General features: G+C 66.4%; 27 protein-coding genes. 10 read left to right on the plus strand and 17 right to left on the minus strand.

Going from position 1 to position 26,137, the window contains the following annotated elements; all coding sequences use genetic code 11:
- Window positions 1-16: 16 nt before the first annotated feature.
- Both HK401_RS12910 and HK401_RS12915 read right to left on the minus strand, forming a co-directional pair.
- Window positions 17-706, minus strand: a complete 690-nt coding sequence (locus tag HK401_RS12910) for a HEAT repeat domain-containing protein (RefSeq protein ID WP_181275072.1) — start codon at window positions 704-706, stop codon at window positions 17-19.
- Window positions 707-789: 83 nt separating this feature from the next.
- Window positions 790-1,002: a hypothetical protein gene (locus HK401_RS12915; RefSeq protein ID WP_181275073.1), complete on the minus strand. Its 213-nt coding sequence runs from the start codon at window positions 1,000-1,002 to the stop codon at window positions 790-792.
- A gap of 136 nt (window positions 1,003-1,138) precedes the next feature.
- On the opposite strand from HK401_RS12915, the gene HK401_RS12920 reads away from it, so the two are divergent.
- Window positions 1,139-1,726 carry a peptidoglycan-binding protein gene (locus HK401_RS12920; protein ID WP_181275074.1) on the plus strand — a complete coding sequence of 196 codons (588 nt, stop codon included), beginning with the start codon at window positions 1,139-1,141 and terminating at the stop codon, window positions 1,724-1,726.
- 149 nt (window positions 1,727-1,875) lie between these two features.
- Window positions 1,876-2,235 carry an ArsR/SmtB family transcription factor gene (locus tag HK401_RS12925; protein ID WP_181275075.1) on the plus strand — a complete coding sequence of 120 codons (360 nt, stop codon included), beginning with the start codon at window positions 1,876-1,878 and terminating at the stop codon, window positions 2,233-2,235.
- 88 nt (window positions 2,236-2,323) lie between these two features.
- On the opposite strand, the gene HK401_RS12930 is transcribed toward HK401_RS12925, so the two are convergent.
- Window positions 2,324-2,836 (minus strand): EamA family transporter, encoded by a 513-nt coding sequence (locus HK401_RS12930; protein WP_181275076.1) that lies wholly within the window; start codon window positions 2,834-2,836, stop codon window positions 2,324-2,326.
- Between the two features lie 16 nt (window positions 2,837-2,852).
- On the opposite strand from HK401_RS12930, the gene HK401_RS12935 reads away from it, so the two are divergent.
- Entirely contained in the window at window positions 2,853-3,161 is a 309-nt protein-coding gene (locus tag HK401_RS12935; protein WP_181275077.1) for a hypothetical protein, read from the plus strand.
- Here HK401_RS12935 and HK401_RS12940 read toward each other — a convergent pair.
- Both HK401_RS12940 and HK401_RS12945 read right to left on the minus strand, forming a co-directional pair.
- Complete coding sequence (locus HK401_RS12940) at window positions 3,149-4,282, minus strand: pyridoxal phosphate-dependent aminotransferase (protein WP_258234199.1); 1,134 nt, start codon at window positions 4,280-4,282, stop codon at window positions 3,149-3,151. The two genes, HK401_RS12935 and HK401_RS12940, sit on opposite strands and share 13 nt — an antisense overlap.
- Before the next feature lie 145 nt (window positions 4,283-4,427).
- Window positions 4,428-5,000, minus strand: coding sequence for a peroxidase-related enzyme (locus HK401_RS12945; protein WP_210603614.1), 573 nt, complete (start codon window positions 4,998-5,000; stop codon window positions 4,428-4,430).
- A gap of 199 nt (window positions 5,001-5,199) precedes the next feature.
- On the opposite strand from HK401_RS12945, the gene HK401_RS12950 reads away from it, so the two are divergent.
- Window positions 5,200-5,505: a cupin domain-containing protein gene (locus tag HK401_RS12950; protein ID WP_181275080.1), complete on the plus strand. Its 306-nt coding sequence runs from the start codon at window positions 5,200-5,202 to the stop codon at window positions 5,503-5,505.
- 30 nt (window positions 5,506-5,535) lie between these two features.
- On the opposite strand, the gene HK401_RS12955 is transcribed toward HK401_RS12950, so the two are convergent.
- Complete coding sequence (locus HK401_RS12955; RefSeq protein WP_181275081.1) at window positions 5,536-7,014, minus strand: glutamate-cysteine ligase family protein; 1,479 nt, start codon at window positions 7,012-7,014, stop codon at window positions 5,536-5,538.
- A gap of 170 nt (window positions 7,015-7,184) precedes the next feature.
- Between HK401_RS12955 and HK401_RS12960 the strand changes: the two genes are divergently transcribed.
- Entirely contained in the window at window positions 7,185-8,357 is a 1,173-nt protein-coding gene (locus HK401_RS12960) for a M20 family metallopeptidase (protein ID WP_181275082.1), read from the plus strand.
- A 261-nt stretch (window positions 8,358-8,618) separates the two neighbouring features.
- On the opposite strand, the gene HK401_RS12965 is transcribed toward HK401_RS12960, so the two are convergent.
- On the minus strand, window positions 8,619-9,596 hold the full coding sequence (locus HK401_RS12965; RefSeq protein WP_181275083.1) for an FkbM family methyltransferase: 978 nt from the start codon (window positions 9,594-9,596) through the stop codon (window positions 8,619-8,621).
- Between the two features lie 162 nt (window positions 9,597-9,758).
- On the opposite strand from HK401_RS12965, the gene menC reads away from it, so the two are divergent.
- The gene (gene menC / locus HK401_RS12970; protein ID WP_181275084.1) at window positions 9,759-10,883 is read left to right on the plus strand and encodes an o-succinylbenzoate synthase; all 1,125 of its coding nucleotides are present in this window, start codon (window positions 9,759-9,761) and stop codon (window positions 10,881-10,883) included.
- 74 nt (window positions 10,884-10,957) lie between these two features.
- Here menC and HK401_RS12975 read toward each other — a convergent pair whose 3' ends face one another.
- The 8 genes from HK401_RS12975 to HK401_RS13010 all read right to left on the minus strand — a co-directional run bounded on the left by HK401_RS12975 (window position 10,958) and on the right by HK401_RS13010 (window position 20,782).
- On the minus strand, window positions 10,958-11,320 hold the full coding sequence (locus HK401_RS12975) for a hypothetical protein (RefSeq protein ID WP_181275085.1): 363 nt from the start codon (window positions 11,318-11,320) through the stop codon (window positions 10,958-10,960).
- A gap of 109 nt (window positions 11,321-11,429) precedes the next feature.
- Window positions 11,430-12,644: an ABC transporter permease gene (locus HK401_RS12980; RefSeq protein WP_181275086.1), complete on the minus strand. Its 1,215-nt coding sequence runs from the start codon at window positions 12,642-12,644 to the stop codon at window positions 11,430-11,432.
- Entirely contained in the window at window positions 12,641-13,426 is a 786-nt protein-coding gene (locus HK401_RS12985; RefSeq protein WP_309135986.1) for an ABC transporter ATP-binding protein, read from the minus strand. The genes HK401_RS12980 and HK401_RS12985 overlap by 4 nt, the downstream gene beginning before the upstream one ends.
- A gap of 20 nt (window positions 13,427-13,446) precedes the next feature.
- Window positions 13,447-14,805, minus strand: a complete 1,359-nt coding sequence (locus tag HK401_RS12990; protein ID WP_181275087.1) for an efflux RND transporter periplasmic adaptor subunit — start codon at window positions 14,803-14,805, stop codon at window positions 13,447-13,449.
- Between the two features lie 97 nt (window positions 14,806-14,902).
- The gene (locus HK401_RS12995; RefSeq protein WP_181275088.1) at window positions 14,903-15,811 is read right to left on the minus strand and encodes a cation diffusion facilitator family transporter; all 909 of its coding nucleotides are present in this window, start codon (window positions 15,809-15,811) and stop codon (window positions 14,903-14,905) included.
- 305 nt (window positions 15,812-16,116) lie between these two features.
- Complete coding sequence (locus tag HK401_RS13000) at window positions 16,117-17,823, minus strand: flotillin family protein (protein ID WP_181275089.1); 1,707 nt, start codon at window positions 17,821-17,823, stop codon at window positions 16,117-16,119.
- A 149-nt stretch (window positions 17,824-17,972) separates the two neighbouring features.
- Window positions 17,973-18,425 carry a DUF3817 domain-containing protein gene (locus HK401_RS13005; protein WP_181275090.1) on the minus strand — a complete coding sequence of 151 codons (453 nt, stop codon included), beginning with the start codon at window positions 18,423-18,425 and terminating at the stop codon, window positions 17,973-17,975.
- A 248-nt stretch (window positions 18,426-18,673) separates the two neighbouring features.
- Window positions 18,674-20,782 (minus strand): M28 family peptidase, encoded by a 2,109-nt coding sequence (locus HK401_RS13010; RefSeq protein ID WP_181275091.1) that lies wholly within the window; start codon window positions 20,780-20,782, stop codon window positions 18,674-18,676.
- A 432-nt stretch (window positions 20,783-21,214) separates the two neighbouring features.
- Between HK401_RS13010 and HK401_RS13015 the strand changes: the two genes are divergently transcribed.
- Both HK401_RS13015 and HK401_RS13020 read left to right on the plus strand, forming a co-directional pair.
- Complete coding sequence (locus HK401_RS13015; RefSeq protein WP_181275092.1) at window positions 21,215-22,318, plus strand: VIT1/CCC1 transporter family protein; 1,104 nt, start codon at window positions 21,215-21,217, stop codon at window positions 22,316-22,318.
- The gene (locus HK401_RS13020; protein WP_181275093.1) at window positions 22,315-23,202 is read left to right on the plus strand and encodes an aminotransferase class IV; all 888 of its coding nucleotides are present in this window, start codon (window positions 22,315-22,317) and stop codon (window positions 23,200-23,202) included. Before HK401_RS13015 ends, HK401_RS13020 begins: the two co-directional genes overlap by 4 nt.
- Before the next feature lie 91 nt (window positions 23,203-23,293).
- Here the strand turns inward: HK401_RS13020 and HK401_RS13025 are convergent, their stop codons facing one another.
- Complete coding sequence (locus HK401_RS13025; RefSeq protein WP_181275094.1) at window positions 23,294-23,494, minus strand: hypothetical protein; 201 nt, start codon at window positions 23,492-23,494, stop codon at window positions 23,294-23,296.
- A gap of 255 nt (window positions 23,495-23,749) precedes the next feature.
- On the opposite strand from HK401_RS13025, the gene HK401_RS13030 reads away from it, so the two are divergent.
- Window positions 23,750-24,049, plus strand: a complete 300-nt coding sequence (locus HK401_RS13030; protein WP_181275095.1) for a DUF4235 domain-containing protein — start codon at window positions 23,750-23,752, stop codon at window positions 24,047-24,049.
- 98 nt (window positions 24,050-24,147) lie between these two features.
- Here HK401_RS13030 and aroD read toward each other — a convergent pair whose 3' ends face one another.
- Window positions 24,148-24,930 carry a type I 3-dehydroquinate dehydratase gene (gene aroD, locus HK401_RS13035; RefSeq protein WP_181275096.1) on the minus strand — a complete coding sequence of 261 codons (783 nt, stop codon included), beginning with the start codon at window positions 24,928-24,930 and terminating at the stop codon, window positions 24,148-24,150.
- Window positions 24,931-24,977: 47 nt separating this feature from the next.
- Here aroD and HK401_RS13040 point away from each other — a divergent pair, with 47 nt between their 5' ends.
- Window positions 24,978-25,790 carry an alpha/beta fold hydrolase gene (locus HK401_RS13040; protein WP_181275097.1) on the plus strand — a complete coding sequence of 271 codons (813 nt, stop codon included), beginning with the start codon at window positions 24,978-24,980 and terminating at the stop codon, window positions 25,788-25,790.
- Window positions 25,791-26,137 lie beyond the last annotated feature (347 nt).

Consider the following 26,137-nt stretch of genomic DNA (forward strand, 5'->3'; position numbering starts at 1 on the left):
CTTCCCTGAAACCGATCTAGACCGAAGTCTCGGACCCCAGTGCGGCCACCCGCTTGGCTGCGTCCAAGGCGTGAGCGAAGCCGGCGTCCGGGTCATCGAACATGTCCCGGGTCGCCATGGCGTGAGCCCGCACTGTGTCGTCCTCTGCTCGAAGCCTCTCATCGACCACTGACACGAGATCCTCGCCGAGGGCCACGATCGCCCGACTGAGGCTCTTATGCATCTCGACATCTCCGCGTCCCAGCTGTGTCACCAGGGTCGATGCCAGATTCTCACGATCCTCACCGGGCACCAGCGCGACGGCGGATCGCCACGCACTGCGGGCCACCTCGGTGTCGGGGTGCGCGATGAACCGCGTTCCGACAGCGGCAGGATCCATGGCCTCCCAGGCGCGGGCATCACCGATCTTCGACAGCGTGTGCAGGGCCTGGCTGAGTCCCTGCGGGTTCGCGGAGTCGAGTTCGGCGATGAGGCGCGGGACCACCTCGTCGGCGGGCAGCCTGGTCAGGGCCCAGGTGAGCATGTCACGGACGAAGAAGTCCGGTTCGTTCCGGCTCCGGTCGATGAGGACCTCGAGGTCGTGGGGCTCCGCTCGGGTGCCGATCGCCAGGGCGGCCTGCAGGCGCTGCTGCGGATTCGGTCCCGCCAGCGCTCGAACCACTGGGTCGTCGAGCTTGTGTGTCGGGTGCGTGTGTGGATCTGTCATGGTCTCCACCTCCTTGCCACCCAGTGAAGTCCTTGACATCGTGACAAGGTCAAGGGCGGGGAGGCACGGGGCGACCGCGACCTTCAGCCTTCGCCCGACCAGCCGCCCTCCACCGGTGCGGTCGTGCTCACTGCCGGGGTGCTCCCGTCGTCACCGGAACTCGAGGAATCGACGACCACGAAGAACACGACCACGGCGGTGATGAGCACTGTCGTGGTGACCGAAACGAGGACGAAGGCGACGATCAGGCAGCTGACCCACGGAGGGCGCCGGTTGCGCCTCTGGAAGAGATCCATGGCCCGATCCTATGTCGGCTCCGCCACCGCACACCGGCGATACCGCCACTCACCCTCAGCCGCCGTGACCTTCCTGTGACAAAAGGCACGGCGTGGATACATTGCGTCCACAATTTGTTGCATTATCGTTATATTCATGCCTCGACAGTCACGCCAACGCACGGGCCGCCGGTCCGCCGTTCGTGGTGCCCTGATCGGTCTCGGGGCAGCTGTGGCGGCACTGGTTCTCGCAACCGTCGTCATCGTCAACTCACCCTTCTCGTTCGGCTCGACGAAGATCAGGCAGATGCAGATGGCCTCGGTCAGTCAGCTCACCGAGCACCAGATCGACAACGCGCGCCTCATCATCGGTGTCGGTCGCGGCGGCGACTTCAGCGACGAGGCGATCCGCATCGCCCTGATGACCGCGCTCCAGGAGTCGTCGCTGCGCAACCTCGACTCCGGCGACCGCGATTCCGTCGGCCTCTTCCAGCAGCGCCCCTCGCAGGGCTGGGGCGATCCGACCAAGCTCACCGACCCCATCTACGCGGCGAAGGCGTTCTACGGCATCAACCCTGAGGTCGAGAATCCCGGGCTCGAGCAGATCGACGGCTGGACCACGATGTCACCCACCGAGGCGGCACAGTCGGTACAGCGATCGGCCCTGCCCGATGCCTACGGACAGTGGGAATCGCTCGCCGATGACCTCCTCGGCACCCAGAACGACGTCGAAGCCCTGAGCTGACGCACCACCTCGGCGAGGGCGCGTCTCACGTCGGGCAACCTCGGCGAGCGTCCGGCCTCACGTCGGGCAACCTCGGCGGGAAGTGCCGGCGTCGCCTCACACCAGCCCGGATGCGGCGGGCGGGCGCGGTTCTCCGGTAATCTGCACTCATGGCTTCCACAACCGAACCCGAACACGTCGACGACGAGGTCGAGCAGCTCCTGCTCAATCCCGAGGACAACCTCGAAGCCATCACCGAGACCGCCGACCTGTTCAAGGCACTCGCCACCCCCTCGCGGCTGAAGATGCTGCTCGTGCTCACCCACGGTGAGGCGACGGTGACGCACATCGTCGAATCGACCGGACTGTCCCAGCCGCTCGTGTCCCAGCACCTGAAGTTCCTTCGCGGGCTCCACCTCGTCGGCGTCAATCGCATCGGCCGCGAAGCCTACTATTCGCTCAAGGACGACCACGTCGCCCACATCATCATCGACGCCATCGCACACACTGTCGAGGCCCACGAGCACTGATCAGAGATGGGATGACCTCGGCGCACTGACCTCGCCGAGGTGGCCCGCCGCAGCGATCACCGCGCGGGGTTCGCCTCCGCGACCTCAGTCAGCGCCGCCTTCGCGTCAGCGCCGCCGGGCCTCCCCCGACGACCCAGACGATCGCGGCGACGATGACCGCACCGATCCACTGGGCCGGCTGCAGGCGCTCGCCGGCGATGAGCGAACCGAGCACCACGGCCGACAGCGGCTGCAGCAGCATGAGCGCGGCCGTCGTGGGCACCGGAACCAAGGGGCTCGAGATGCTCAGCAGCACCCAGGACAGGGCCTGCCCGCACACGGCCAGCGCGAGTATCCAGGCCCAGCCATCCCAACCGAGCTCGAAGTCGAGTCCGCCGAGGACGATCCCGGCTGCCGCCGTCATCACCCCGGCCGCGATGGTGCCGACCTCGACGGGAGCGACGACGTACTGCGGGGCGATCTTCCGGCAGTGATGGATGCCGAAGATGTAGACGCCGTAGAGGATGCCCGAGAGGATCCCGAAGACCGCGCCCCGTGTCGGGTTCGCCGCGGCGGCATCGACTCCGAAGACTCCCCCGGTGAGCAGCATGCCGATGATCATGAGTGGAATGCAGCCGATGAACAGCCATCCGGGGCGGTTCCCGCCGAAGATCCAGACCAGCGCCGGAGACTCCGGCGATGACCAGAGCCTTCGGCGGAATCTTCCCGTGCCTGCGGATCTCAAGCACGGCCAACGGCGCAAGGACGACGACCGCGATCCAACACCGCAGAAAGGCAGCGGTGGGGGCGGTCGCCTCGGCGAGGATGACGAACAGACCTGCCGAGCCCAGCAGCACAGCCGCGACGATCACCCCGAGCACCGGCAGGGCGCGTGGGGCAGGGGTCGGGCCCGGTTCGGTCACCTCGGCGGAACTCATCCCATGTAGTCGAGGATGCGGTCGATGGCCTCGGCGGTGCGGCCGGCACCGACGGCCAGGGACAGACGCACCGAGCGGGACCCGTCGACGGAGTCGAAGTCATCGCCCGGCGCCAGGGCCACGCCGGTCGCGTCGAGCACCTGCGCGCACCAATGTCCGGCGGTGTCGAGTCCCGCCCGGTCGAGGATGTCGTCGATGCGGGCGTACATGTAGAAGGCGCCGTCGGGTGGGGCCATCTCGCCGAAACCGAGATCATCGCGCGCTTCCAGGACGTGGTCGCGGGCTCCGGCGAAGGACGCCACGGCGGCTTCGCACTCGGCATAGGATTCGTCGGTGAAGCCGGCGACGGCCGCATACTGGGCGGGCACCGGGGCGCACAGTGACAGGTTTCCCGTGACGTTCTGGGCCGGGGCGATGAGGGACTCGGGCAGGATCGCCCACCCCAGCCGCCATCCGGTCATGCCCCAGTACTTCGAAAACGAGGAGATGACGATGGCCGTGTCGTCGTGGGCGAGTGCGCATTCGCCGCGGGTGCCGATGTAGCTGATGCCGTGGTAGATCTCGTCCGAGATCACCTGCACCCCGTTCGCCCGGCACCAGTCGACGATCTCGCCGAGCGCCTCGGGCCCGATCATCGTGCCCGTCGGATTTGCCGGGGAAGCGAGCATGAGGCCCTTGAGCGGCGCCTCGGCGTGAGCGGCGGCCAGGAGTTCGACGTTGGGTTGGAACCCTTCGTCGGGTCCGCAGTCGAGTTCGACGACCTCACAGCCGAGTGCGGCGAGGATGTTCTTGTACGCCCCGTACCCGGGCCTGGCCAGAGCCACGCGGTCACCGACGTCGAAGCAGGTGAGGAACGTCGTCTGGAATGCCCCCGAGGAGCCGGTGGTCACGGCGATGCGTTCGGGTGGGATGTCGAGGCCGTACCAGTCGCGATAGTGTCCGGCGATGGCTTCGCGCAGTTCGGGGATGCCGAAGATCGGCGAGTAGCCGAGCCCGGTGCCGGCGCGGGCGACCTCGGCGGCACGTGCCAGCACGGGGCTGGGTGCGCCTTGGGTCGGTTCGCCCAGACACATGGCGATGGTGTCGCGGCCGGCCCGCTGCATCGCATTGACCGTGGCGACGATGCCCATCGCGGCGAAGGGTTGGACGAGTCCGGACCGGGCGGAGGCGGCGGGGACGGAGGGGACCGAGCTGGAACTGCTGGGGACGGACTTGGTGGGGGCCACCTCGGCGGGGGCGGCTTGGCCTCGGGCGGGGGTGTCGGCGGTCATCGGTTCACTTCTTCTCGCGCGGGACGCGGCCGAGGGTGTAGAACTCCGGGTTCGGGACCATCCCGGAGATGTGGGCCATTCGGTTGGACAGGCCAAAGAAGCCGGTGATCGCGGCGATGTCCCAAGCGTCCTCGTCGTCGAAGCCGTGCTCGGCAAGTATCGCGTGGTCGGCGTCGCTGACGGCCCAGGGTTCTTCGCAGACCTTGACGGCGAAGTCGAGCATCGCCTTCTGACGTGCGCTGATGTCTGCCTGGCGGTAGTTCGTGGCGACGACGTCGGCGATGAAGGCGTCCTTTGCGAAGATCCGCAGCATCGCCCCGTGGGCGACGACGCAGTAGAGGCAGTGATTGATCGCCGAGGTGGCCACGACGATCATCTCCCGATCTGCCTTGGTGAGGTTCCCCGTCTCCTTCTCCATGAGCGCGTCATAGTAGGCGAAGAAAGCGCGGAATTCGGCGGGGCGACGAGCCAGGGCGAGGAAGACGTTGGGCACGAAGCCCGACTTCTCGGCCACCTCGAGGATCTGGGCGCGGATGTCATCGTCGACGTCGTCGATGTCAGCAAGTGGGTATCGCATATCCCTCATGCTAGCCCGGGAGAGGCGGGCCGCGTCGAGGGGTTCGTTCCCGCACGCAGGTCCGCGGTGAGTGCGACGTGGGGTGCGGCGAGGGGATGCCCAGCGTTCAGCGCGCGAGCCCGCTCAGCACGAGCGAGCGATACAGTGAGATCGGTACGTTCGTTCACGTGTCCACTCGAGCATCGAAGGAGATCACATCATGGCCGCATGCGACGCAGAAGACACCGGATCGACCGGCGAGGTCCAGCTCGACAACGGTGTGTTCCGGGTGACGAGGTGGACGATCAGACCAGACGGGGTCATCCCGATGCACAAGCATGAGCACGAGTACGTCGTGGTGCCGATGGTCACCGGCACGATGCACGTGCGCAACTTCGACGGCACCGAGATCCACGCCGAACTCGAGGCCGGAGTCTCCTACACTCGCCCGGCAGGCTCCGAGCACGAGGTCTCGAACCCCGGAGGCAGCACCGACGTCGTCTTCGTCGAGGTCGAGCGCCTCTGAGGGTCTGACTCCTCAGCGAGAAGCTGAGCCTCAGGCGGGGATCTCCCAGGTGTGGACGGGCTTGCCCGAGGCCTGGTTCGCCAGGTACGCATCCATCATCCCGGCCAGTCCTTCGCGGCGTTCCGGTGAGTCGTGCCGACTGCCGGGAGCCAGGCTCTCGAGCGTGCGCAGCTGCCAGGTGGCACCGTTGACGCGGCGCTCGGCCCGGCCCTCGATGATCGACATGTATTCGTCGATGACGTCCTTATCGATGTTCAGCCTCGCCAGACCGCGCCTGGCCTGCGGTGCGAGCACATCGGTGACGAGGTCGGCGACGCCGATCCGCCCGATCTTCGGCCAGGTCACCCGCGCTTCGATGCCATCCTTGGCGCACGCGAAGAAGTTCTCCTCGGCCTCGGCGAACGACATCCGCGACCATACTGGACGGTTCTCCCCGACGAGGAATTCGGCCAGCCCGTAGTAGAAGGCGGCATCGGCGACCATGTCGACCGGCGTCGGGCCGGCCGGCAGCAGCCGGTTCTCGACCCGGATGTGCGCGCCGCTGTCACCCGAGTTGTAGATCGGCCGGTTCCAACGCCATACGGTGCCGTTGTGGAGGTTGAGTTCGAAGAGCTTCGGGGCGTCGGCGGCGCGGAACTCGACGAAGTCCTTGATCTCGGGCAGCAGCGGCGGGAAGTAGCGGACGTTCTCCTCGAAGAGGTCGAACACGCTGGTGATCCAACGTTCCCCGAACCACACGCGGGGCCGCACACCCTGATTGACCAGCTCCGGCGTACGCGTGTCGATGGACTGCGAGAACACCGGGATCCGGGACTCGTGCCACAGCTTCCGCCCGACGAACAGCGGCGAGTTCGCCGCCACCGCCACCTGCGCGGCGGCGATCGCCTGCGAGGCATTCCACGCATCGGCGAACCGGTTCGGCGCCACCTGCAGGTGCAGCTGCATCGACGTGCAGGAGGCCTCGGGGGCGATATCGGAGAACTCCGCCCGGTACCGCTCCTCGCGGCCGAGTTCGATCTGCACGTACTCACCGCGCGCATCGATGATCGAGTTGCTCAGCGCCTCGTAGCGGTTCTCCTCGGTCATCCACCTCTCGTCGGTGAGGAATTCGGTGGTCAGTGTCGGCAGCGTTCCGATCGACACCGCCTTCAGCCCGTCCGCCTCGGCGGCCTTCTGCGCCTTTTCGAGCCGGTGGGCGACACCGGCTTCGAGGGTCTTGAGTCCGCGTCCGGCGACCTGGAGCACCGGGTGGTTGAGTTCGAGGTTGAACCCGCCGATCTCGGACTGGAACTCGTCGTCGAGGCGGTCGAGCACCTCCTTGTTGCGCAGGCTCGGCTGGTTCCCGTCGTCGACGAGGTTGAGCTCGAGTTCGAGCCCGATCGTGCCCGCGGATTTGAACTCCGCATGACGCAGGTAGGTATCGAAGAGCTCGAGGTTCTCCGCGAGCTTCTCCCGATACAGTGTTCGTTCCTCCGGCGTGTACCGCTTGGAGCTGACTGCCTCACCCATAGGACTAGCAAACCACAGACGGCAGGGTTCGCGCGCGGTCCGAACCCGCTGTCGCATCATCCGGACAACACGCGTCGAATGCCCTCGCCCGCTCCGATGAGTCCGGTCGCTGTCGGTCGCACCATCCGGACACCGCACACCCCGCGAGCCGCCCTCCGTAGAATCGGAGCATGACCTCGCTCACTTCATCCGACCTCCAGCCCGCTGACCTCGTCAATCAGGCCGCAGAGCACCTGCCCGACATCCTCGCCGACATCGAACGCGTGATCACCCTCGAGACCCCGTCGAGCGACAAGAATGCGGTGGCCGCCGGTGCGCGGGACTTCGCCGCGCTCCTCAAGGACCGCCTCGGCGCCGAGGCGGAGCTGCTCGAGGTCGAAGGCACCACTCATCTGCGTCTGCGCTTCGGCACCGGCCCCACTCGGGTCGTCCTCCTCAACCACCAGGACACGGTGTGGCCGCACGGCACGCTCGAACGCATCCCGTTCTCCACCGACGACGGCATCCTCCGCGGGCCCGGCAGCTTCGACATGCTCACCGGGGCGATCATGAGCGTGCACGCGACCGCGATCCTGCGCGACCGCCTCGGGGATGGTGCTCTGGACGGTCTGTCGATCCTCGTCACCGGCGATGAGGAGATCGGCTCGCTGACTTCGTCCGATCTCATCCGCGCTGAGGCGGCCGACGCCGGTGCCGTGTTCGTGATGGAGGCGAGCGCCGGCGGTGCGCTCAAGCTCGAGCGCAAGGGCACGAGCAACTACGTCCTCGTCTTCTCGGGCAAGGCCTCGCATGCGGGGCTCGAACCGGAGAAGGGGATCAACGCGGGCATGGCGCTGGCGCTGACCCTGCCGCTGGTGGCGGACCTCGCCGACGCCGAGGCGGGGACGACGGTGGTGCCGACCGTGATCAGTGCGGGCACGACGTCGAACACGGTGCCCGCCGAAGCGCGGGTGGACATCGATGTGCGCGCCCGGACTGCGGCGGAGCTCGAGCGCGTCGATGCGCAGATCCGCGAATTGGCGAAGAATCCGCAGGTGGAGGGCTCGACGACCGAGGTGCTCGGCGGGATCAATCGCCCGCCGTTCGAGCGCGAGCAGTCGGCGGCGCTGTTCGATCGTGCGAGAGCGCTGGCGGATGAACTCGGGCTGCCTGTTCCTGAAGGCGTGTCCGTGGGCGGGGCCTCGGACGGGAACTTCACGGCCGGCGACGGCATCCCCACACTCGATGGCCTCGGTGCCGTCGGCGACGGTGCGCACGCCGAACACGAGCATGCCGTCATCGCCGAGATCGCACCGCGCACCGCACTCCTCGCCGCCCTCATCGCCGACCAACTGAAGGGCTGAGAGGCGGCGGGGCGAGGCGGGCGCCGGCCTTGGCTGGCGTAGCGGTTACGTCAGCAAGTCGACGATTCCTCACTCACGCCCACAAGTGGGTACAGAATGCCAAAATCCCTCGGAAAATGTGCATTCTGTACCCACTTCCTGGACTCCGGAGCGGTCCGGGCGACCGCCTCTCGCCAGCGGAATCAACACGAGCCCTGCGCCGACAGACTGGCTGAAGGCCCTCCACTCAGGTTCGGCCTCGGCGCCGACGACGAAAGCCAGCTAATCCACGGGGTATCCGGCGGCGCGCATCTGCTCGGGAGACTTGAGCGTGAACAGCCAGTCACGCAGCCGCGGATCCGGCCTGATCGCCTTCCGGGCGAGGAGCCGATCCTCGCCGACGAGATAGTAGTGGTAGCCGTGCCCGCCGAGGTGGCCCATGAGTTCGCGTGGCCTCGCCCGGTCCTCGAGGACTTCGCAGAGGATGTCGGGGTGGAATGTGTCGAGGAATTCCTGCCCGTTGGCGAAGACCTCGTTCTCGCCACCTTCGACGTCGATCTTCACGGTCACCCGAGAGTGATTCGCAACTGGTGCTGTGTCCCACCCGGGATTCTCCTCCAGCAGTTCGGGAAGGAGGTCGTCGAGGGAGGTGAAGCGCACTTCGGCATCGGAGTCGAAGTCCATATCGGCGGAGTAGAACGAGGGCAGGGCCGACCCGCCGCTGCCGAGCGGCACCTTCATCCATGTATCGGGGCTGCCGACTCCGGTGGGATGGACGGTGACCCGGTCGGTGAAACCGTTGCGCTCGAGGTTCTTCTCGATGCCGGCGACCACAGCCGGGATGATCTCGAACGTATGGGCGCGGGTCCGCGGATTCGCCGCGAGGACGGCCATGGTGAAGACCCCGGTGTAGGCGCCGATGTCGAGGAACACCTCGGCGTCGGAGCTGAGGTCGACCATGAGGTCGAGGGCGAACGCGTCCTCGGGTTCGGTGCGTCTGCCTCGGCCCCAGTAGAACTCTTTGGCGATCTCGCAGCGGAAGGGTTCGACGAGGTAGAAGTCGGCGCAGCCGGACCGTCCGCGGACTTCGGTCAGTTCGATCGGAGCGGGCAGGCGGCCGATCTTCAGCCCTTTGACTCGGGGAGCGATCGTGCGCAGCAAAGGGTGGAGGAAAGGCTGGGCGAGGGCGGCCTTGACCGGGAGTTTGAGGCCGAACCAGGACTGTCTGCGCGCGGCGAGCGTGCGCAGGTAGTCGTTCATGACGTGGCCCCCTCGCTGACAGGAAGACTTTCGTTCACACTATCAATCGCGGGTCCGCTGCTCCAGAGGCTGCTGGCCTAAGCTGGGGGAAAGAACCATCGACCGCATTGCGCAGGAGCTGCGCAAGGATTGCGCGGTAAATGCGCAGAAGGAGCCAGGCTCATGAAGCTGAAGTCAGTCACCCTCCACCAGGTCTCCATCCCCCTGGTCACCCCGTTCGAGACCTCGTTCATGCGGGAGACCGAGAAGGACTGCTACCTCGTCGAGGCGGTCTTCGACACTCCCAAGGGTGAGATCACCGGATGGGGTGAGTCGGTGGCGATGATCGCTCCGCTGTACTCCTCGGAGTATGTCGCCGCAGGCATCGACGTCACTCGCCGCTGGCTGGCGCCCATCCTCTTCGACGTCGAAGACCTGACCGCCGAGACCGTCGGCTGGCACCTGCGCCACGTCATCGGCCACCCGATGGCGAAGTCCGCACTCGAGATGGCGGTCATCGAAGCCCAGCTGAAACTCCACGACCAGTCGTTCAAGGACTACCTCGGCGGGGTCGTCGACTCCGTCCCGTCGGGAGTGTCGGTGGGCATTCAGGACTCCGTCGAGGAGACCGTCAAGGTCATCGGCGGATACCTCGAGGAGGGTTACGCCCGGATCAAGCTGAAGATCAAGCCCGGCAAGGACATCGCTCCGGTCGCCGCCGTGCGCAAGGCCTTCGGCGAAGACTTCGGTTTCCAGGTCGACGCGAATGCCGCCTACACTCTCGTCGATGCCGCACATCTGCGCCGCCTCGACGAATACGGTCTCCTCCTCATCGAACAGCCCCTCGGCGAGGCCGACATCCGGCAGCATGCGGAACTTGCGAAGCTCATGGACACCCCGATGTGCCTCGACGAATCCATCGTCTCCGCCGAGGCGGCCGCGGATGCGATCATGCTCGGAGCCACCTCGGTGATCAATATCAAACCCGGACGGGTCGGCGGCTTCATCGAGGCGAAGAAGATCCACGACCTCGCCGCCGCACACGGGGTCGCCGTGTGGCACGGAGGAATGGTCGAGACCGGACTGGGACGCGCGGCGAACGCTGCCCTGGCCTCGCTGCCGGGCTTCACCCTGCCCGGCGACATCTCCGGGTCGAACCGGTTCTTCCACGAGGACATCACCGAGGAGATCGTCATGCACGACGGCAAGGTCGACGTCCCCGCAGGGGTCGGCTTCGGCGTCTCGATCGACCCGGCCAAGCTCGAACGCTTCCGCACCGAATCAGTGGAGCTCCTGCCCGGGCGCTGATTCTCCCGCGGCGAGGCGAACCGGCACAGTCTCCTCACGCAGTCGCCGTCGTGGCCCGGGTTGACGGAGTCCGCCTAACCCTCTGCCGGGGCGTCTGCGTCCTCCGCTGACGAAGCACCGGATCCCGAGTCGGAGCCTTCCGACCCCGAGCTGCCCGACTCGTCTCCGGATCGATCTGCCTCATCGCGTTCGGACTGGGACCCGCCCGGCGCGTCGCCTCCGCCCTGCATCTGGCTCTGCCCAGGGCCTCCGCCTCCGGGCCCGGACTGATTCGGCGCGAACTGCATCACGCCGATTCCTGCGAGACCGCCTGCGAGGAACAGGGCGGCCCCGCCGAGGATGAGGGTGGTCTTGCGGGAGGTCAGAGGACGTTTCCTGCCTCCTGCCGCGTGCATCGTCTCCTCGTCGGACTCTCTCGGTGTCGGATCGGTGGTCATAGTGCGTTCCTCTCTGCCTTCTCGGTCATTGCCTGTCGTCTCCGTCGGTGTCTGCCCGGTTCGTGCGGATTCGGTGCCCGCTCACCCGCCTCGAGGGCTCGATCTCGTCTCACGAGCTTCTCAGCGCCTCGATGGGCCGCATCGAGGCCGCCCGCCACGCCGGATAGACGCCGAAGAAGATGCCGATGGCCACCGAGATTCCGAGGGCGATCGGTATCGATGCCGCGACGATGACCGGCTGCGTCCCGCTGATCTCGAAACGCGTGACGACGATAGCGAGAAGAACACCGAGGATGCCGCCGGCCAGGGTGAGCAGAGCCGCCTCGACGAGGAACTGCATGAGTATCGCCGGTCGGGCGGCACCGAGCGCCTTCCGGATGCCGATCTCTCGGGTGCGTTCGGTGACGGTGACGAGCATGATGTTGGTGACTCCGATGCCGCCGACGAGCAGGCTGATCCCCGCGACGGCAGCAAGCAGCACCGTGAAGGTCTGCGCGGTCTCCTGCTGAGTCTCGAGCAGCTCGGACTGATTGACGATGGAATAGGTCTCGTCGTCCTCATCGTCGATCCCGAGGAGCTGATTGAGACCGATCTCGAGCTCACCCTCGGCGGCGATCACAGAGTCGGAGTCCGAAGCGAGAACCGTCAGCGAATCGACGGATCCTAATCCGGTCAGACTCGCCTGGACCCTGCTGATGGGGGCGATGATCGATGAGTTGGGATCGTCCTGACCGGACGAATCCTGCTGACTCATCACCCCGGAGACGGTGTAGCTCGTCCCGTCGATGCCGATGGTCTGGCCCACGGCGCTCCCGGAGCTGAAGAGGTCGGAGGCAAGGGTGCTGCCGATCACGACGACCTTCTGCGACTGCTCTTCGGCAGAGGCGTCGAAAGCCGAGCCGGACGACAGGTCGACGTCGCCGACCTCGAAATAGTCTGCCGAGGTGCCGATCACGCTGACATCGTCGCTGCTGAGGCTGTCGGCGGTGACCGTCGCCGTCGTTGAGACTTCGGGAACGATGAGATCGACATGCCCGAGCTCCATATCTGACAAGCCGGCGGCGGTCTCGGTAGTCAGGTCCGAGGACGCATCCTGGCCGGACTGCCCCGGCCCCATCCCGCCGCTCGAGCTGCGTACCGTCAGAGTCGAGCTGCCGAGGGTCGAGATCGCGTCATTCACGCTCTGAGCGGAGCCGTTGCCCACCGCAGTGAGCACGATGACCGCGGCGACACCGATGAGCACGCCCAGCATAGTGAGGATCGAGCGGAGCGGATTGGCAGTGACGCCGCGCAACGAGGAGGCCAGCACATCGCTCGGGTTCACCTGCCCTCCCCCTGTCGGACCGGCGCATACTGCGGGAACTCGACGGTGTCGTCGAGGTCTGCGCTATCATCTCCGCGGGTTCTCGGTCGATCCTCGACGATCACGCCGTCCGCCAGGGTGACGAGCCTGTCGGCTCGAGCTCCCACTTCGGCCTCATGAGTGATGAGGACGATGGTGCGACCGAGCTCGCCGAGGTGTTCGAAGAGCCGAAGTACGTCCTCAGTAGATTCGGCATCGAGGTTGCCCGTCGGTTCGTCCGCCAGCAGCAACGCAGGTTCGGTCACCAGCGCACGAGCCACCGCGACCCGCTGCTGCTGACCGCCCGAGAGCTGATGCGGCTGATGCCCGCCGCGCTCGGCCAGACCGACGCTCTCCAGCGCGGCCAGGGCGCGCTCCCGCCGCTCGCGCCGTGCGATCCCTCCGTAGACGAGCGGCAGCTCGACGTTGGCCAGCGCACTCATCCGTGCAATGAGGTTGAATGATTGAAAGACGAATCCGATCCGTCGATTGCGCACTCGTGCCAGTTCGGCCTCACCGAGGTCGCCGACTTCGAGACCGTCGAGCCGGTAGCGCCCCGATGTCGGCACATCCAGGCATCCGATGAGGTTCATCATCGTCGATTTCCCCGACCCGGAGGGTCCCATGATGGCGACCTGTTCTCCGCTGGCGACCGTGAGGTCGATGCCGCGCAGTGCGTGCACCCGCATCTCACCTTTTCCGTAGATCTGTTCGATGCCGGCCAACTCGACTACGGGGGCCTGTCGCCCACTGTCGTCGGCCACAGGCGGCTGCTCTGGCTGACTCACTGGCCGCCTCCCGGTCCGCCGCCGGCGGGCCCGTCTCCCGGCCCGCCGCCCTGGGAGCTGCCTCCGGGCATCTGGGCACCGGAACCACCTTCTCCGCCTGACCTCTCGTCGTTGTTCTGTCCGTCGGACGAGTTCTCCGAGTCCTCCCTCACCTGTCCGATCACCACCGTCTGCCCCTCCTCGAGACCGTCGGTGATCTCGGTTCCCTCATCTCCGACGACGCCGGTGGTGACTTCGACCTGAGAGGTCTCGCCGTCATCGCCGACCACTTCGACACCGCTCGCCCCGTCCGCATCGGTCGAAACAGCGGTCGAGACGACGTAGAGCGAATCCTCGTCGCTGGAATCCGTGACGATTTCGGCCTCAGCGCTCTGGCCGATCCGCAGGTCGTCGGGAACCTTGTCGAGTTCGATCGTCGTGTCATAGGTGACGACGGAGGACGAGCTGTCAGAGGTCGGAGAGATCGCGGTGACGGTCGCCGACTGTTCGACATCCTGAAGTGCCGGGAAGGTCACTGTGGCTTCCTGCTTCTTCGACACCTCGCCGATATCGGCCTCAGGGATCGCGGCGGTGATCGTCATCGACGAAACGTCCGCGATCGTCATGAAACCGGAGGAGTCCGAGGAACCGGAGGAACTGCCCTCGGTTCCGGACTCGCCTCCCTCTGCGCCGCTCGAGTCCTCGGCGTCCGAGGAAGTGCTGCCAGAGCTACTGTTCGAGCCGCCGCTGACGGTCGATCCGTCTTCGCCGTTGATGGCGATGACCAGGCCGTCGATGGGTGCGGTCAGTGTTGCGGCGGCCAGTTGGTCCTGTGCCTCGGCGAGATCGTCCGTGGCGTCGTCGACGGCGTCCTCCGCAGTGTCGACGGTGTCCTCGGACGATCCGCTCTGCCCGGACCCGGAAGACTCCCCGGAACCCGGTGTGCCCTCTGAGCTCCCGGACGTCGTGTCCGCGGATTCGGAGGAGGCGGCCGCGCTCTGGGCTGCGCTGAGATCGTCTTCGGCCTCGGCGAGCGCCGTCTGCGCATCGGCCACCGCCTGGGACAGATCGGTCGTGTCCAAGCTCGCCACCGTGTCGCCTTTCTCCACGGTGTCTCCGACCGCCACCGCGACGTCGGAGACCGTGCCCCCGACATCGAAAGCGGCATCGACCTCGCGCTTTGCCGCGACCGTTCCGCTGGCGGAGATCGTCGAGGACACCGTTCCCCGTTGGACGGTGCCGGTGAGCTGAGTTGCCGAGGCTTCGTCTTCGTCGGACCGCCATGGTGAGAGGAAGAGCACCAGACACAGGCTCAGAGCGAGCGCACAGGCGATGGCGAGAATGATGTTGAGCACGCGGCGACGACTGGAAGACATGTCGATACTCTCGCGTCGGGGTCTATGTGGCTCCTAGCGCCATCCTGTGTGCCGCCTTTGTTTCAGTGTCGACGGCTGCGTCTGCGCCTCGATCGGCTCACTCGTGAGTGTGGGTCTCCTGGGCGGCGTCCTTGGCTCGGTCGAACTGGAATGTCGAATGCTCGATCGCGATTTCGAAGTGCTCGGCCAGGCAATCCTGCAGGGCGACGAGGATCCGCGGAGCGTGTCCGTCGTAGAAGCATTCGTCGGCGAGGACCACGTGCGCGGTGAGCACGGGCAGGTTCGAATCGATGCGGGTGACGTGCAGATCATGGACTTCCCTGACGTGTTCGACCCCTTCGATGTGGGCCTTGACCTTCTCCAGGTCGATCTCCTTCGGCGCTGCCTCGAGGAGGATCGAACCGGTCTCGCGGAGAATCGCGAAGGCTCGTGGCACGATGAGCGCGGCGATGACGAGCGCGGCGACGGCATCGGCGCGGTCCCAGCCGAAGAGCCAGATCGTCACGGCGGCGATGATCACCGCGACCGAGCCGAGCGCATCGGCGATGACCTCGAGGAACGCCGCCTTGAGGTTGAGGGAGGCTTCCTTGGAGGAGCTGAGGATGATGATGGAGACGATGTTGCCGACCAGACCGATGGCACCGAAGAGGAGCAGGCCGGGCCCGGGCACCTCGGGTGGTACGAAGAAGCGCCGGATGCCCTCGATGAGGCTGTAGACACCGAGCCCGAGCAGCAGCGTGGCCTGAGCCCCGGCGGCCAGCACCTCCGCTCGGCGGAATCCCCAGGTCTTCTGACCGCCTGCGGGCTTGTGGACGAGAGTGGCGGCGAAGAGCGCGATGCCGATGCCGATGAGGTCGACGGCGTTGTGCCCGGTGTCGATGAGCAGCGCGAGGCTGCCGGTGACGACGGAGCCGATGAGCTGGAAGACGAAGATCGCGAAGACGATGGCGAAGACTGCGCCGAGGCGACGCCGCGAACCGGTCGAATGTGCATGATCGTGAGCCATGGGAACCTCCTGACCCCATTACATTAACATATGCACATTTGTTTATGCATTACTGTGAGACCGATTTTGTGTGGCGAGCGACGACTCGAATGTGCGGTTCTAGGGCACTTCGGATCGCCGCCCAGCTTCCTGCGGGTGGATCCACCTCGATATCGCGCGTGGAATCACGGTGGATCCACCCGCAGGAGACATGATCGAGAACGACAGCGGCCGCCGAGGTGGTCCTCGACGGCCGCTGGATGCGCAGGGCGGGAGCTCTCGAACGGGTGCTACCGCAAGGGCGCCCCCGCACGGACGCGCTGTGTTCAGTCTTCGGAGTTCCGACCGCCCTCGTCGCCTTCGTCAGCGTCGCCGGGCTCCGTCCCGTCGGCATCGCCGCGTCCGGTATCTCCGCTGCCGGTCTCGCGGCTGCCGCCTTCGTCGAGGCGGCGCTTCGCTTCGTCGATGTAGCCCTGCACGTCGAATCCGGTGGCCTTCTTCACGTCGTCGCCGATCCGGTCGAGGTCGATGCCGCTCTCGTCGAGGAACGTCTTCGGATCGAAGTTCCCACGGTTCGGCTTCCGTCCGGGACCATCGGAGACGACCCCGTCGACGACCTCTCCCGAGCCGCCCGTCGAGTTCGCAGAGCCGCCGCCCGTCGAACTTGCGGAGCCGCCGGGCCCGCCCGAATTCTTCGCCTTGGCGACGAGGTCGGTGAGGTCGACGCCGGTCGTCCCGCGAACCACTTCGAGGACCTGCGAGAGGTTGTTCGACACCGAGTTCGCGAGCTTCGACTCGCCGTCGGTGGACACGATCGAAAGATCCTTGATGTTCGCATACGGCGCCACCAGCTCGCCGGCGACGGAGGGCAGCACCTCGAGGACCTTCGACAGCACGGCCGCATCGTTGAACTGTTTGTAGGCCTCGGCCTGCGCCCGCAGCGCTTCGGCCTCCGCCTCACCGCGGGCCCTGATCGCATCGGCTTCGGCCTCACCTTCGAGTCGGATCGCCTCGGCGTCCTTCGACCGGCGGTGCAGTTCGGCGGCGGCCTCGGCGCGACCCTGAGCTTCGATCTCATACGCCCGGGCATCGGCGGCGGCCTGTTGCCGGTAGCGTTCGGCGTCGGCGGGACGGCGCACCTCGGCGTCGAGCTGCTCGGCACGCAGCTCCGCGGCTTCCTTCGCCACGATCCGGTCCTTCTCGAGCAGCTTCTGCTTCTCGGCCGCGGCGGCGAGCGGGCCGGCATTGTCCGCGGAGGCCTGTCGCTGGTCGGCCTCTTCCTTCAGGGCGGCTCGGCGCAGGGCGAGCTGCTGCTGCTGTTCGGCGATCGCCTGGTCGGTCAGCGCCTGCTGCTTCTGGGTCTCCTCGTTCTGCTGGGCTTCCTCGACGGCCGAGGCACGGCCGGCGTTCGCCTCGGCGATGGCGGCGTTCTTCGCCACCTCGGCGGCCTGCGGACGACCCCAGTCACGCAGGTAGCTGCCCTCGTCCTCGACCGCTGAGATCTGGAACGTGTCGATGATGAGGCCCTGGTTGTTCATCGAATGCGCGGATTCCTCCTGCACCTGAGCGGCGAAGGAGGCGCGGTCCTGGATGATCTGCTCGACGGTGAGCGTGCCGACGACGGCGCGCAGGGTGCCGGAGAGGATCTCCTTCGAATAGTGGTCGATCTGGTCCTGCTGGTCGAGGAAGCGCTGCGCGGCCTTGCGCACATCGTCCTCGGTGCCGCCGACCTTGACCTGCGCGACGCCGCGCAGGCGCAGCGCGATGCCGTTGATCGAGATGCCGTCGATCTCGACGGAGATCTGCCGCGAGGACAGAGAGAGGATGAACGCCTTCTGCACGATCGGGTAGACGACCGAACGGCCGCCGATGACGATGCGACCGGTCCCGGATGCTCCCGAGGCGTTCCGGCCGGTGATGATGAGCGCCTCGGACGGGGACGCGATCTTGTATGACCGGAGGATCACGAACAGAATGATCAGAATGATGAGGACGAGGACGCCGATTCCTCCGACGCCGAAGAGCAGGTCCATCGGTGGGCCTTTCATCGCGGTGGGGTGTGCAGTCGGCCGATGATCGGCCGGTCCCATTCATCCTATGCGAGGCCACGGACACAGAACAGGGAGGATCTCCGCCGAGGCGGCCGGAGCCTCCCGTACACGCCTTGAGCTCGTCGGGGCGATCAGGATCCGGGAGGGCCGACCGTGAGCAGCACGACGAAGATGATGACGACGACGATGAGGCCGACGCCGAGGGCCAGCCACGGCGAGCGCAGCGCCCAGGCGACGAGCTTTTCGAGCGGACCGCGCGGCTCGCGCCCCTCGGTGCCGAGGCCCCAATCTCCGTCGAGCGCTCCGGCGCGGGCCGAGGCGAGTTCGAAGGGCACGGTGGCGAACGGAACGATCGCGGACACAAGACCCATGACGAATCGCTTCCAGCCCCACCGCTGCGATACCCCGACGAGGATGACGGCGAGGACGAAGCAGAGGAACACGAAGCCGTGGATGCCTCCGCCGATGCGCACACCCACCTCGGTGGTCTTGGTGACGTACTTGAGGAACATGCCGATGAGAAGAAGAGCCCAGGTGATGGCCTCGGCCACGGCGAAGAAGTTGAAAAAGCGTTTGGGAGTCACGGTCAACCATTGTGCCGTGTGCAGGTGGGTGAGCGCTGAACGCCCCCACCCACTGAGCGGGAGTGTCTCAGCACGGTGCGGAGCATGGACCCGTGGATAGCGTGAATGGGCTCGCCGAGTGAATGGGCACGCGGGCCGGCGAACTTTCTCAGTCGCCGGCCCGCGTGGATCAGGGCCGCTCCTCAGGGGCATCGTCCGGGAATCGATCTCGTTGATGCCCCGCCTCGGCGATGGGATCTTTCCGATGCTCAGCGCTTGCGGCGGCGTGAGCCCATCGTCATCGCGACACCGAGCACGATGAGCGCTCCGGCGGAGATGACCAGCGGCAGGGCCTCATTACCGGTGCGCGGCAGGTCTCCCCCGCCGCCACCGCCTCCGGAGCCGTCCTCGGCGGCGACGACCTCGAAGGATCCGTTCAGCGGATCTCCGCCGTCACAGTCGACGGTGACGGCGTAGCTGCCGATGTAGGTCTCGGCCTGCGACTCATCGAGTCCACGGACGCCGAAGCGTGCGGCGGTGTCCTCACCGACCTCGGCGGTCTGTTCGAACTTCTCGATATTGCCGTTGCCAGGGTCGACGGTCATCGTCGCGGTCGTGTCCGCGGTGCAGCCGGTCGCGGTGACCTGAACACCCTTGTCACCGACGAAATCATCGGCTTCGATCGTGGTCGGATCCACACTGAGAGCTCGCTCACCTGCGGGAGGATCGGTCGGGTCCGTCGGCGGATCGGTGGGATCCGTCGGCGGGTCCGTCGGCGCATCGACGAGGTCGTAGGCCAGCGTGTGCACCGCGAAGGCGATCGCAGGAACGAAGATGTCCATCGAGTCCCGGTTGACGTTCTCGATGGTGTCGGTCGCCTGGTGGTAGTTCGTATCGTGCTTCTCACCGACCGTGCCGCCGAACATCTCGGCCTCCTCGGCGGTCTTCGTACCGTCGGCGCCGGAGAACAGACCGCTGGAGGGAATGCCGTTGTCGATGAACGCCTGGTAGTCCGACCGGCCGGAGAAGTCCGTGCCGACGTTGGGCTGATCATTGTCGGCGAAGTAGTCGGTGAAGACCTCTTCGAGCTCGGCGGATCCTTCGGGGACGTTGACGCCATCGGGGATCGGCACATCGGAGCCGTCTGAGTCGAGCGTGCCGACGATGTAGTTGTCGGAGCCGATCATGTCGAAGTTCATGTATGCCTTGATCTTCGACAGCTCAGCCTCATCGAGGCTCTCGACATAGTGGGTCGAACCGACGAGCCCCTCCTCTTCGGCGCCCCACCATCCGAAGCGGATCGCGTTGTCGACGTCGGTGGGCTGCTTCGCTAGCGCCTCGGCTGAGGCCAGCAGTGCCGCGGAACCCGAACCGTTGTCGTTGACGCCCGGGCCTTCGGCGACGCTGTCGAGGTGGGCACCGAGCATCTGGACGTTGTCATGATCGCCGGCCTTGGTCTCGGCGATGACGTTCCAGGTCGTCGAGGTGACGTATTGGGTCTCGAGCGTGAAGTCCGCCGTGAGCGCGGCAGCCGCTGCGGCTTCGTCGTCGGCCGTCGCATCGTCGACTGCCTCGTCGTCTGTCGCCTCGTCGCCGCCGGAGAGTCCTGTGCTTTTATCTGCGCCGCCGGTCTCGGCGTTTTCCGAGGCACTCTCGGCTTCGGCGGCTTCCTCGACCTTGGACAGGAGGTCCTGGCCGACGTTGTAGGTGACCGTCACGGTCGGCGCGCCGTTCTCTATCCGGGCGCCGAGGGTGGCATTGAGCACCTCGTCGGGGTTGGCGGAGTCGTTGTTGTAGATGATGAGCGCGGCTGCACCGGCGTCGGTGGCGGCCTGGGCCTTCTCACCGAACGAGCACTCTCCGCGAGCGGCGAGGACGAGTGCGCCTTCAGCAGAGTCATCATAGTCGTCGGCGGAGCAGCCGAGCTGCCCTCCCGCCAGGTCGCTGTTGTCGGCGTCGACCGGCAGCACCACAGGGATGCCGGTCAGCGGCTCTTCGGTTGCTTCGGTGTAGCTTGCAGTCGTGACATCGACCTTCTCGCCGTCGACGACGACCTCGACGGTGCCGTCCTTCTGCTGTTCGTGCTCGAAGGACTGGCGCTTCACGTCGAAGGCTCCAGTGGCTTCGAGCGTGTCCTCGACGTACTCGACCGCTTCTTCGTAGCCGGGAGTGCCGAGGGCGCGGAATCCCTCATCCGCGTGGGAGGTGGAGATGTCGGAGATCTTCTGCAGGTGCTTCATAGCGGCGTCGCCGGTGACGCCCATATCGGTGTGTTCGCTCGGTCCGGTGGTGCCGGCGGCGAGTGCCGGACTCACCCCTCCGAGAACCAGTCCGGCTGCGGCAGTGACCGCCAGCCAGCTCTTCGTGCGCAACTTCATGGAGTTCCTTTCGCTCCGTCATGTGCCCCGAGGAATCTTTGGCTGGGCGCACCGGAATCGACCGTCACGGCATGGTCCTCACGCCGGTTCCGGTCGTTCGACTGCGCTTGCGGGGAAGCTCGATTCTGACGTTTCGCCGCAATCCGTCGTTGGTAACGAATCACATCTCTCTGTGACGAAACGGTGACACAACTCACATTGGGCTTTAATCTAGCCCACATTCGAGGGGTTTAATGTCACGAATTGATAACAACCGGTCACTGAATGGTTTCGCGGCCGTGGTGCGATTGCGGTTTCCGTGCGACTGACCTGCGGTGGCGTTGTCCCCACACCTAATCGACCCGCGCTCGCGCACCCCCGCCCCACAGGCTCAATCACGGCCTCCCGCCCCGCCCCTGTGCCGGACCCGACCACACGACTAGACTCGGACCAGTGACGACCAACGATTCCGCGGGAGGCGCCCAGCCCGCTGCCCCCGACAGACGGACGATCCGCCGCTGGCAGCGCTACCTCGCCAACGAACGGCTCGAGGAACGGGTGTACCGCGACCTCGCCGAACGCCGCAGGGGCGAGGATCGGGAGATCCTCCTCAGTCTCGCCACCGCCGAATCCCGTCATCAGGAACACTGGATCGAGCTCTTGGGCGAGCACGCGGAGAAGCGTCGCTCGGCCGACCTCGTCACCCGCTGCCTGGCCTTCTTCGGCCGCATGTTCGGCTCCGTGTTCGTCCTCGCGCTCGCGCAGCAGTCGGAGACGAGCTCTCCCTATGAGGACGACGATGCCGCCTCGGCGGAGATGGCCGCCGACGAACGCATCCACGCCGAGGTGGTCCGGGCACTGGCCGCCCGATCCCGAGCACGCCTGTCGGGGAACTTCCGCGCCGCCGTCTTCGGCGCCAATGACGGACTCGTCTCGAATCTGGCCCTCGTTCTCGGCGTCGGCGCTGCGGGAGTCTCGAACACCGTCATCCTGCTCACCGGCGCGTCCGGGCTCCTCGCCGGAGCCCTGTCGATGGGTGCCGGCGAGTACATCTCCGTGCGGTCCCAGCGCGAGCTCCTCGACGCCTCGACCCCGGACCCCGAGTCCCGGCACGCCCTGGCCGATCTCAACATCGACGCCAACGAGCTCGCGCTCGTCTTCCGTGCCCGCGGTATGGGCACCCGCGAGGCCGAAGCCCGAGCGAATCGCGCGATCGCGGCGGCGAAGAACCAGCAGCCCCCGAAGCTGCCGGCCATCGACTCGGGAGTCGACCGTGATGAGCTCGGCACGGGCCTCGGTGCCGCACTGTCGAGCTTCTGCTTCTTCTCCTCCGGTGCGCTGATCCCGATCCTGCCCTACATCTTCGGCATGATCGGGCTGCCCGCAGTGATCCTCTCCGCCGGCCTGGTGGGCATCGCCCTGCTGTTCACCGGCGGCATCGTCGGCCTGCTCTCGGGCAAATCCCCGGGACCGCGGGCCCTGCGCCAGCTCGGCATCGGCTTCGGCGCCGCCGCCGTGACCTATATCCTCGGCCTGTTCTTCGGAGGCACTGCATGACCGATCCGCTCATCCTCGTCGACCCGACCGATGCGACGTTCGCGCTCACCGAGCTGGCCGCCGCACAGCTGCCGGTCACCGATCTCTCCGCCCATCGAGGGGACGGCATCTTCGAAACGGTGCTGGTCAGCGTGGGTGAGGACGGGATCACCGTCGTCTCGCGAGACCGCCACTTCGCACGTTTCCGCACGTCCGCCTCGGCGCTGGATCTGCCCGATCCCGACCCCGTGCTCTGGGATCGGGTCATCGACGAACTGATCGCCGAGGTGACCGCCGCCGATGCGACGATCGCCGAGTTCGGGATCCGCTATGCCCTCTCGCGCGGCGAGGTGGGTGCCGACGGCACGGTCCGCCCGCGCGGGTGGGCATTCCCCGTGCCCGTGGACGAACACATCCACACGGCCCGCGCACACGGCGTCACCGCCGTCAGCCTCGACCGCGGCTTCGACGCCTATATCGGCAGCAAGGCCCCCTGGCTGCTCATCGGGGCGAAGACCCTGTCGTATGCGGTCAATCAGGCAGCCGGGCGCTATGCCGGGCAGCGCGGAGCCGACGAAGCCCTGTTCGTCTCCCACGACGGCATCGTCCTCGAGGGACCGACCGCGAACATCATCATCCGCCGAGGTGACCGCCTGCTCACGCCCGATCCCGCGGCGGGGCTGTTGTCGGGAACGACGCAGCGGCTGATCTTCGATCATGCCGAGGAGCTGGGGCTGAGGGCCGAATACGCCGATCTCAGCCTCGAGGACGTCAAGACCGCCGACGGCGCGTGGTACGTCTCATCGATGCGCACCGCCGCGGCGCTGCGTGAACTCGACGGGAATGCGATCGCTGTCGACGACGCACTGACGACGCGATTCCAGGAGATCGTCCAGGCCGGCTGATCTGCACGACCGATGTTCGTGACTGCTTTACGCGGCTGAACTGCACGTTTGAACTGCGTGGCTGAAGTGGGGGATGCGCTGCCCCGAGCGCTCAGGCTCGGGGCAGGGCGTCGGCTCTCGCCGACGAGGGGAGAGTGAAGGCGAGCACGAGCCCGAGGATGCAGGCCGCGCACCCGGTCAGCCACAGCACCCAGAAGATGCCGGAGAGACCGGGCAGCAGCGCCAGGAAGAACCCGAGGGCGCCACAGACGAACAGTCCGGTGACGACCCGAGTCTTCCATTTCCTCAGCATGATGCGCCTTTCTCAGCTCCGCCTCGGCGAGGGCCTTCCCTTACCCCGACCGAAGCGTGCTTTCAAGCTATCGGGCGCACAGCCGAAAGCGCATCCCCCAAAAGTATGAGATGCAGGGACTTTCTGACTCATCCCTGGGTACGTCGGCACCGCTGAGAGGCATGCGCCACGTCCTGAGTTAGTGTTGACTCGGACGGAATACGTTCACACGGCTCGAACGGTCGTGGGACCTGGCTTCAAGGAAAGGACACGGGCATGGGAAAGCTCGCTTGGCAGATCATCGGTGTGGGAGCGCCCATCGCAGCCGCATTCGTCGCTCGCAAGACCCTGACCTTCGCATGGGAGAAGTCGACGAAGCGTCCGGCTCCGTCGAACCCAGTCGACGATGAGATCTCGATGTCCGAGGCCCTCGCCTGGACCATCGTCTCAGGCGTCGGCGTCGCGGTGGCTCAGCTCGTCGTGCAGCGCATCGCCGCGAACACCGTGCGCAACAACTTCGGCGATGCAGCCCTGCCGAAGAAGTTCCGCAAGCAGGTCGAAGAGACCACCGACTGAGCTTTGCCGGATCATCGCCGGCTGAACGTTAACGGGACCTGCACCCATCGAACGGGTACAGGTCCCGTTGTCGTTCGCGCTCCGAAGCGACTTCGCACTCAGATGCGGTCGAGGATCTCGGCGAGGTGCGCGGCGTCGATCTGACCCGGCGCCGAGGCCTCGCCGATCTGCGCGAATGTCGCGCAGCTGCCGAAGTCCGCGCCCATGATCCGGCTGGCTCGGCCCAGCTGACCCATCGAGATGCCGAGCACGGGGCATCCCAGCTCCTCCTGCGCCTCGGCGGTCGCGGCCAGCAGACGCGCAACATCGACCGGGGACCGCGGCATCATCGCCGCCTTCGCCACATCGGCACCCGCCTCGGCCATCCTGCGGAAGGTGGCCAGCAGGTCCTCTTCTGAGTCCGTGGACTCGAAGTTGTGATGAGAGGCGACGACCGGAATCCCGACTTCGCGCGCCGCAGCGATCAGGGCATGAGACTCCGCCCGGTCGATCTCGATGTCGAGGGCGATGGGAACGGTGCCGGACAGTCCTGCGATGAGGTGCCGGACCACCTCGGCGTACTCATCCTCAGCGATATCGACCAGTCCGCCTTCGAACCCGGTGCGCAGCGTCACGAGCACCGGCAGACCGGCCGCGACGGCGTGCGGAAGCAGGGCCAGAACCGCCTCGGCGCGCGTCGCACCATCAGCGTCGCTGCCGGCAAGCAGAGGATCGATGCGCCATTCCACGACGTCGACGACGCCGGTCCGGGCCGCCTCGGCGCAATGGGAACTCAAGTCATCGGCATCGACGGCCTGAGTGGGCACGATGAGGGACGGACGCAGTGGATTGCGCACGGCGGGCGTACCTGCGGCAGGATTGAGAAACGGCAGAGGCAACATGACTCAAGCGTAGGCGCTGTGCGGCGCGCGCAGGCAGGAGGACACAGGTGGAGACGCGGCAGGAGACCAGGATCAGCACTCGCGACGGATTCCCGCTCGCGGTCCAGGTCAGCGGCCCAGCCGAGGCTCCGGCACTGCTTCTTCTCCAGGGCCAGGCGAACTCGCACGAGTGGTGGGACGGCCTGCGCGAGGACTTCGAACCGCAGTTTCGCACGATCACCTTCGACTACCGCGGGACGGGCGGCAGTCGTGGGGAGCTCGGGAAGCTGTCGACCGCGAGCTTCGCCGCCGACGCCGCCGAGGTGCTCGACCACCTCGGCGTCGATCGCGCGTGTGTCTACGGCACCTCGATGGGCGGGCGGATCGCGCAGATGCTCACCCTCGACTTCCCTGAGCGGGTGAGCGCGCTTGTGCTCGGCTGCACGACCCCGGGCGGACCGCACTCGGTCAAGCGCCCGCGCGAGGTCGGGCAGAACCTTGCCCGCCTGCACGGCGAGGAGCACACCCGCTACCTGTTCGGCCTCTTCTACACTCCCGCGTGGACGGTGTCCGCGAAGTACAGCAAACTGCTCGGCGATGATTCGATGGCGGCCGCAGAATCCGCGGCCCACCTGCGCATCAGTGCGAGTCACAACGCGTGGGACCGCCTGCCCGAGATCACCGCGCCGACGCTGATCATCCATGGCGACGAGGACCGGATGAACCCGGTCGACAACGCCCGCATCCTGCATGAGCGCATCGCCGGTTCGCAGCTGCTCATCCAGCCGGAGGGACGGCATGGCTGCTTCGAGGAATTCGCCGAGGTGGTCACCCCGGCAGTCGCGCGTTTCCTCACCGAATCGCTCGGCATTCCCTCCTGATCTTCCGCAGGCCCATCGGCCGAGCTATGATCGGCTTTCACAGAGAGCCGGACACCGTCGTCCGCATTCAGTGAGGCAAGGGCGCCTTTCGCAACAAAGATCGGCAGAGAATAACAAATCGAATAAGGGCACATCTACATGGCCCAAGCAGTGTTTATAACAATCAAGTAACGCACACACTTGTATCTTCGCAGGTCAGGCGGGTAGTCAAGCTCGCCACTCCGCTCAAGCGCACAAAACCTTCCGACGAAAAACCTGAATAAAACTACAATGGAGAGTGAGAAATCCGTGCGCGGCGAGGCTGAAGTGCGATGAACCAGAGATCGCCATCGCCGAATCGCGAAACG

Source organism: Brevibacterium oceani (genome assembly GCF_013623835.1).
Lineage (GTDB): Bacteria > Actinomycetota > Actinomycetes > Actinomycetales > Brevibacteriaceae > Brevibacterium > Brevibacterium oceani.

Coding starts and splice junctions, on each gene's coding strand:
- HK401_RS13020 (WP_181275093.1), top strand. CDS start 22,315: ATGACCGATCCGCTCATCCTCGTCGACCCGACCGATGCGACGTTCGCG.
- HK401_RS12945 (WP_210603614.1), bottom strand. CDS start 5,000: ATGCGATACCCACTTGCTGACATCGACGACGTCGACGATGACATCCGC.
- HK401_RS12915 (WP_181275073.1), bottom strand. CDS start 1,002: ATGGATCTCTTCCAGAGGCGCAACCGGCGCCCTCCGTGGGTCAGCTGC.
- HK401_RS12990 (WP_181275087.1), bottom strand. CDS start 14,805: ATGTCTTCCAGTCGTCGCCGCGTGCTCAACATCATTCTCGCCATCGCC.
- HK401_RS12965 (WP_181275083.1), bottom strand. CDS start 9,596: ATGAACGACTACCTGCGCACGCTCGCCGCGCGCAGACAGTCCTGGTTC.
- menC (WP_181275084.1), top strand. CDS start 9,759: ATGAAGCTGAAGTCAGTCACCCTCCACCAGGTCTCCATCCCCCTGGTC.
- HK401_RS12935 (WP_181275077.1), top strand. CDS start 2,853: ATGAACAGCCATCCGGGGCGGTTCCCGCCGAAGATCCAGACCAGCGCC.
- HK401_RS12910 (WP_181275072.1), bottom strand. CDS start 706: ATGACAGATCCACACACGCACCCGACACACAAGCTCGACGACCCAGTG.
- HK401_RS12960 (WP_181275082.1), top strand. CDS start 7,185: ATGACCTCGCTCACTTCATCCGACCTCCAGCCCGCTGACCTCGTCAAT.
- HK401_RS12950 (WP_181275080.1), top strand. CDS start 5,200: ATGGCCGCATGCGACGCAGAAGACACCGGATCGACCGGCGAGGTCCAG.
- aroD (WP_181275096.1), bottom strand. CDS start 24,930: ATGTTGCCTCTGCCGTTTCTCAATCCTGCCGCAGGTACGCCCGCCGTG.
- HK401_RS12920 (WP_181275074.1), top strand. CDS start 1,139: ATGCCTCGACAGTCACGCCAACGCACGGGCCGCCGGTCCGCCGTTCGT.
- HK401_RS12930 (WP_181275076.1), bottom strand. CDS start 2,836: ATGATCATCGGCATGCTGCTCACCGGGGGAGTCTTCGGAGTCGATGCC.
- HK401_RS13025 (WP_181275094.1), bottom strand. CDS start 23,494: ATGCTGAGGAAATGGAAGACTCGGGTCGTCACCGGACTGTTCGTCTGT.
- HK401_RS13000 (WP_181275089.1), bottom strand. CDS start 17,823: ATGGACCTGCTCTTCGGCGTCGGAGGAATCGGCGTCCTCGTCCTCATC.
- HK401_RS12940 (WP_258234199.1), bottom strand. CDS start 4,282: ATGGGCATCGTCGCCACGGTCAATGCGATGCAGCGGGCCGGCCGCGAC.
- HK401_RS12955 (WP_181275081.1), bottom strand. CDS start 7,014: ATGGGTGAGGCAGTCAGCTCCAAGCGGTACACGCCGGAGGAACGAACA.
- HK401_RS12925 (WP_181275075.1), top strand. CDS start 1,876: ATGGCTTCCACAACCGAACCCGAACACGTCGACGACGAGGTCGAGCAG.
- HK401_RS12995 (WP_181275088.1), bottom strand. CDS start 15,811: ATGGCTCACGATCATGCACATTCGACCGGTTCGCGGCGTCGCCTCGGC.
- HK401_RS13030 (WP_181275095.1), top strand. CDS start 23,750: ATGGGAAAGCTCGCTTGGCAGATCATCGGTGTGGGAGCGCCCATCGCA.
- HK401_RS13010 (WP_181275091.1), bottom strand. CDS start 20,782: ATGAAGTTGCGCACGAAGAGCTGGCTGGCGGTCACTGCCGCAGCCGGA.
- HK401_RS12975 (WP_181275085.1), bottom strand. CDS start 11,320: ATGACCACCGATCCGACACCGAGAGAGTCCGACGAGGAGACGATGCAC.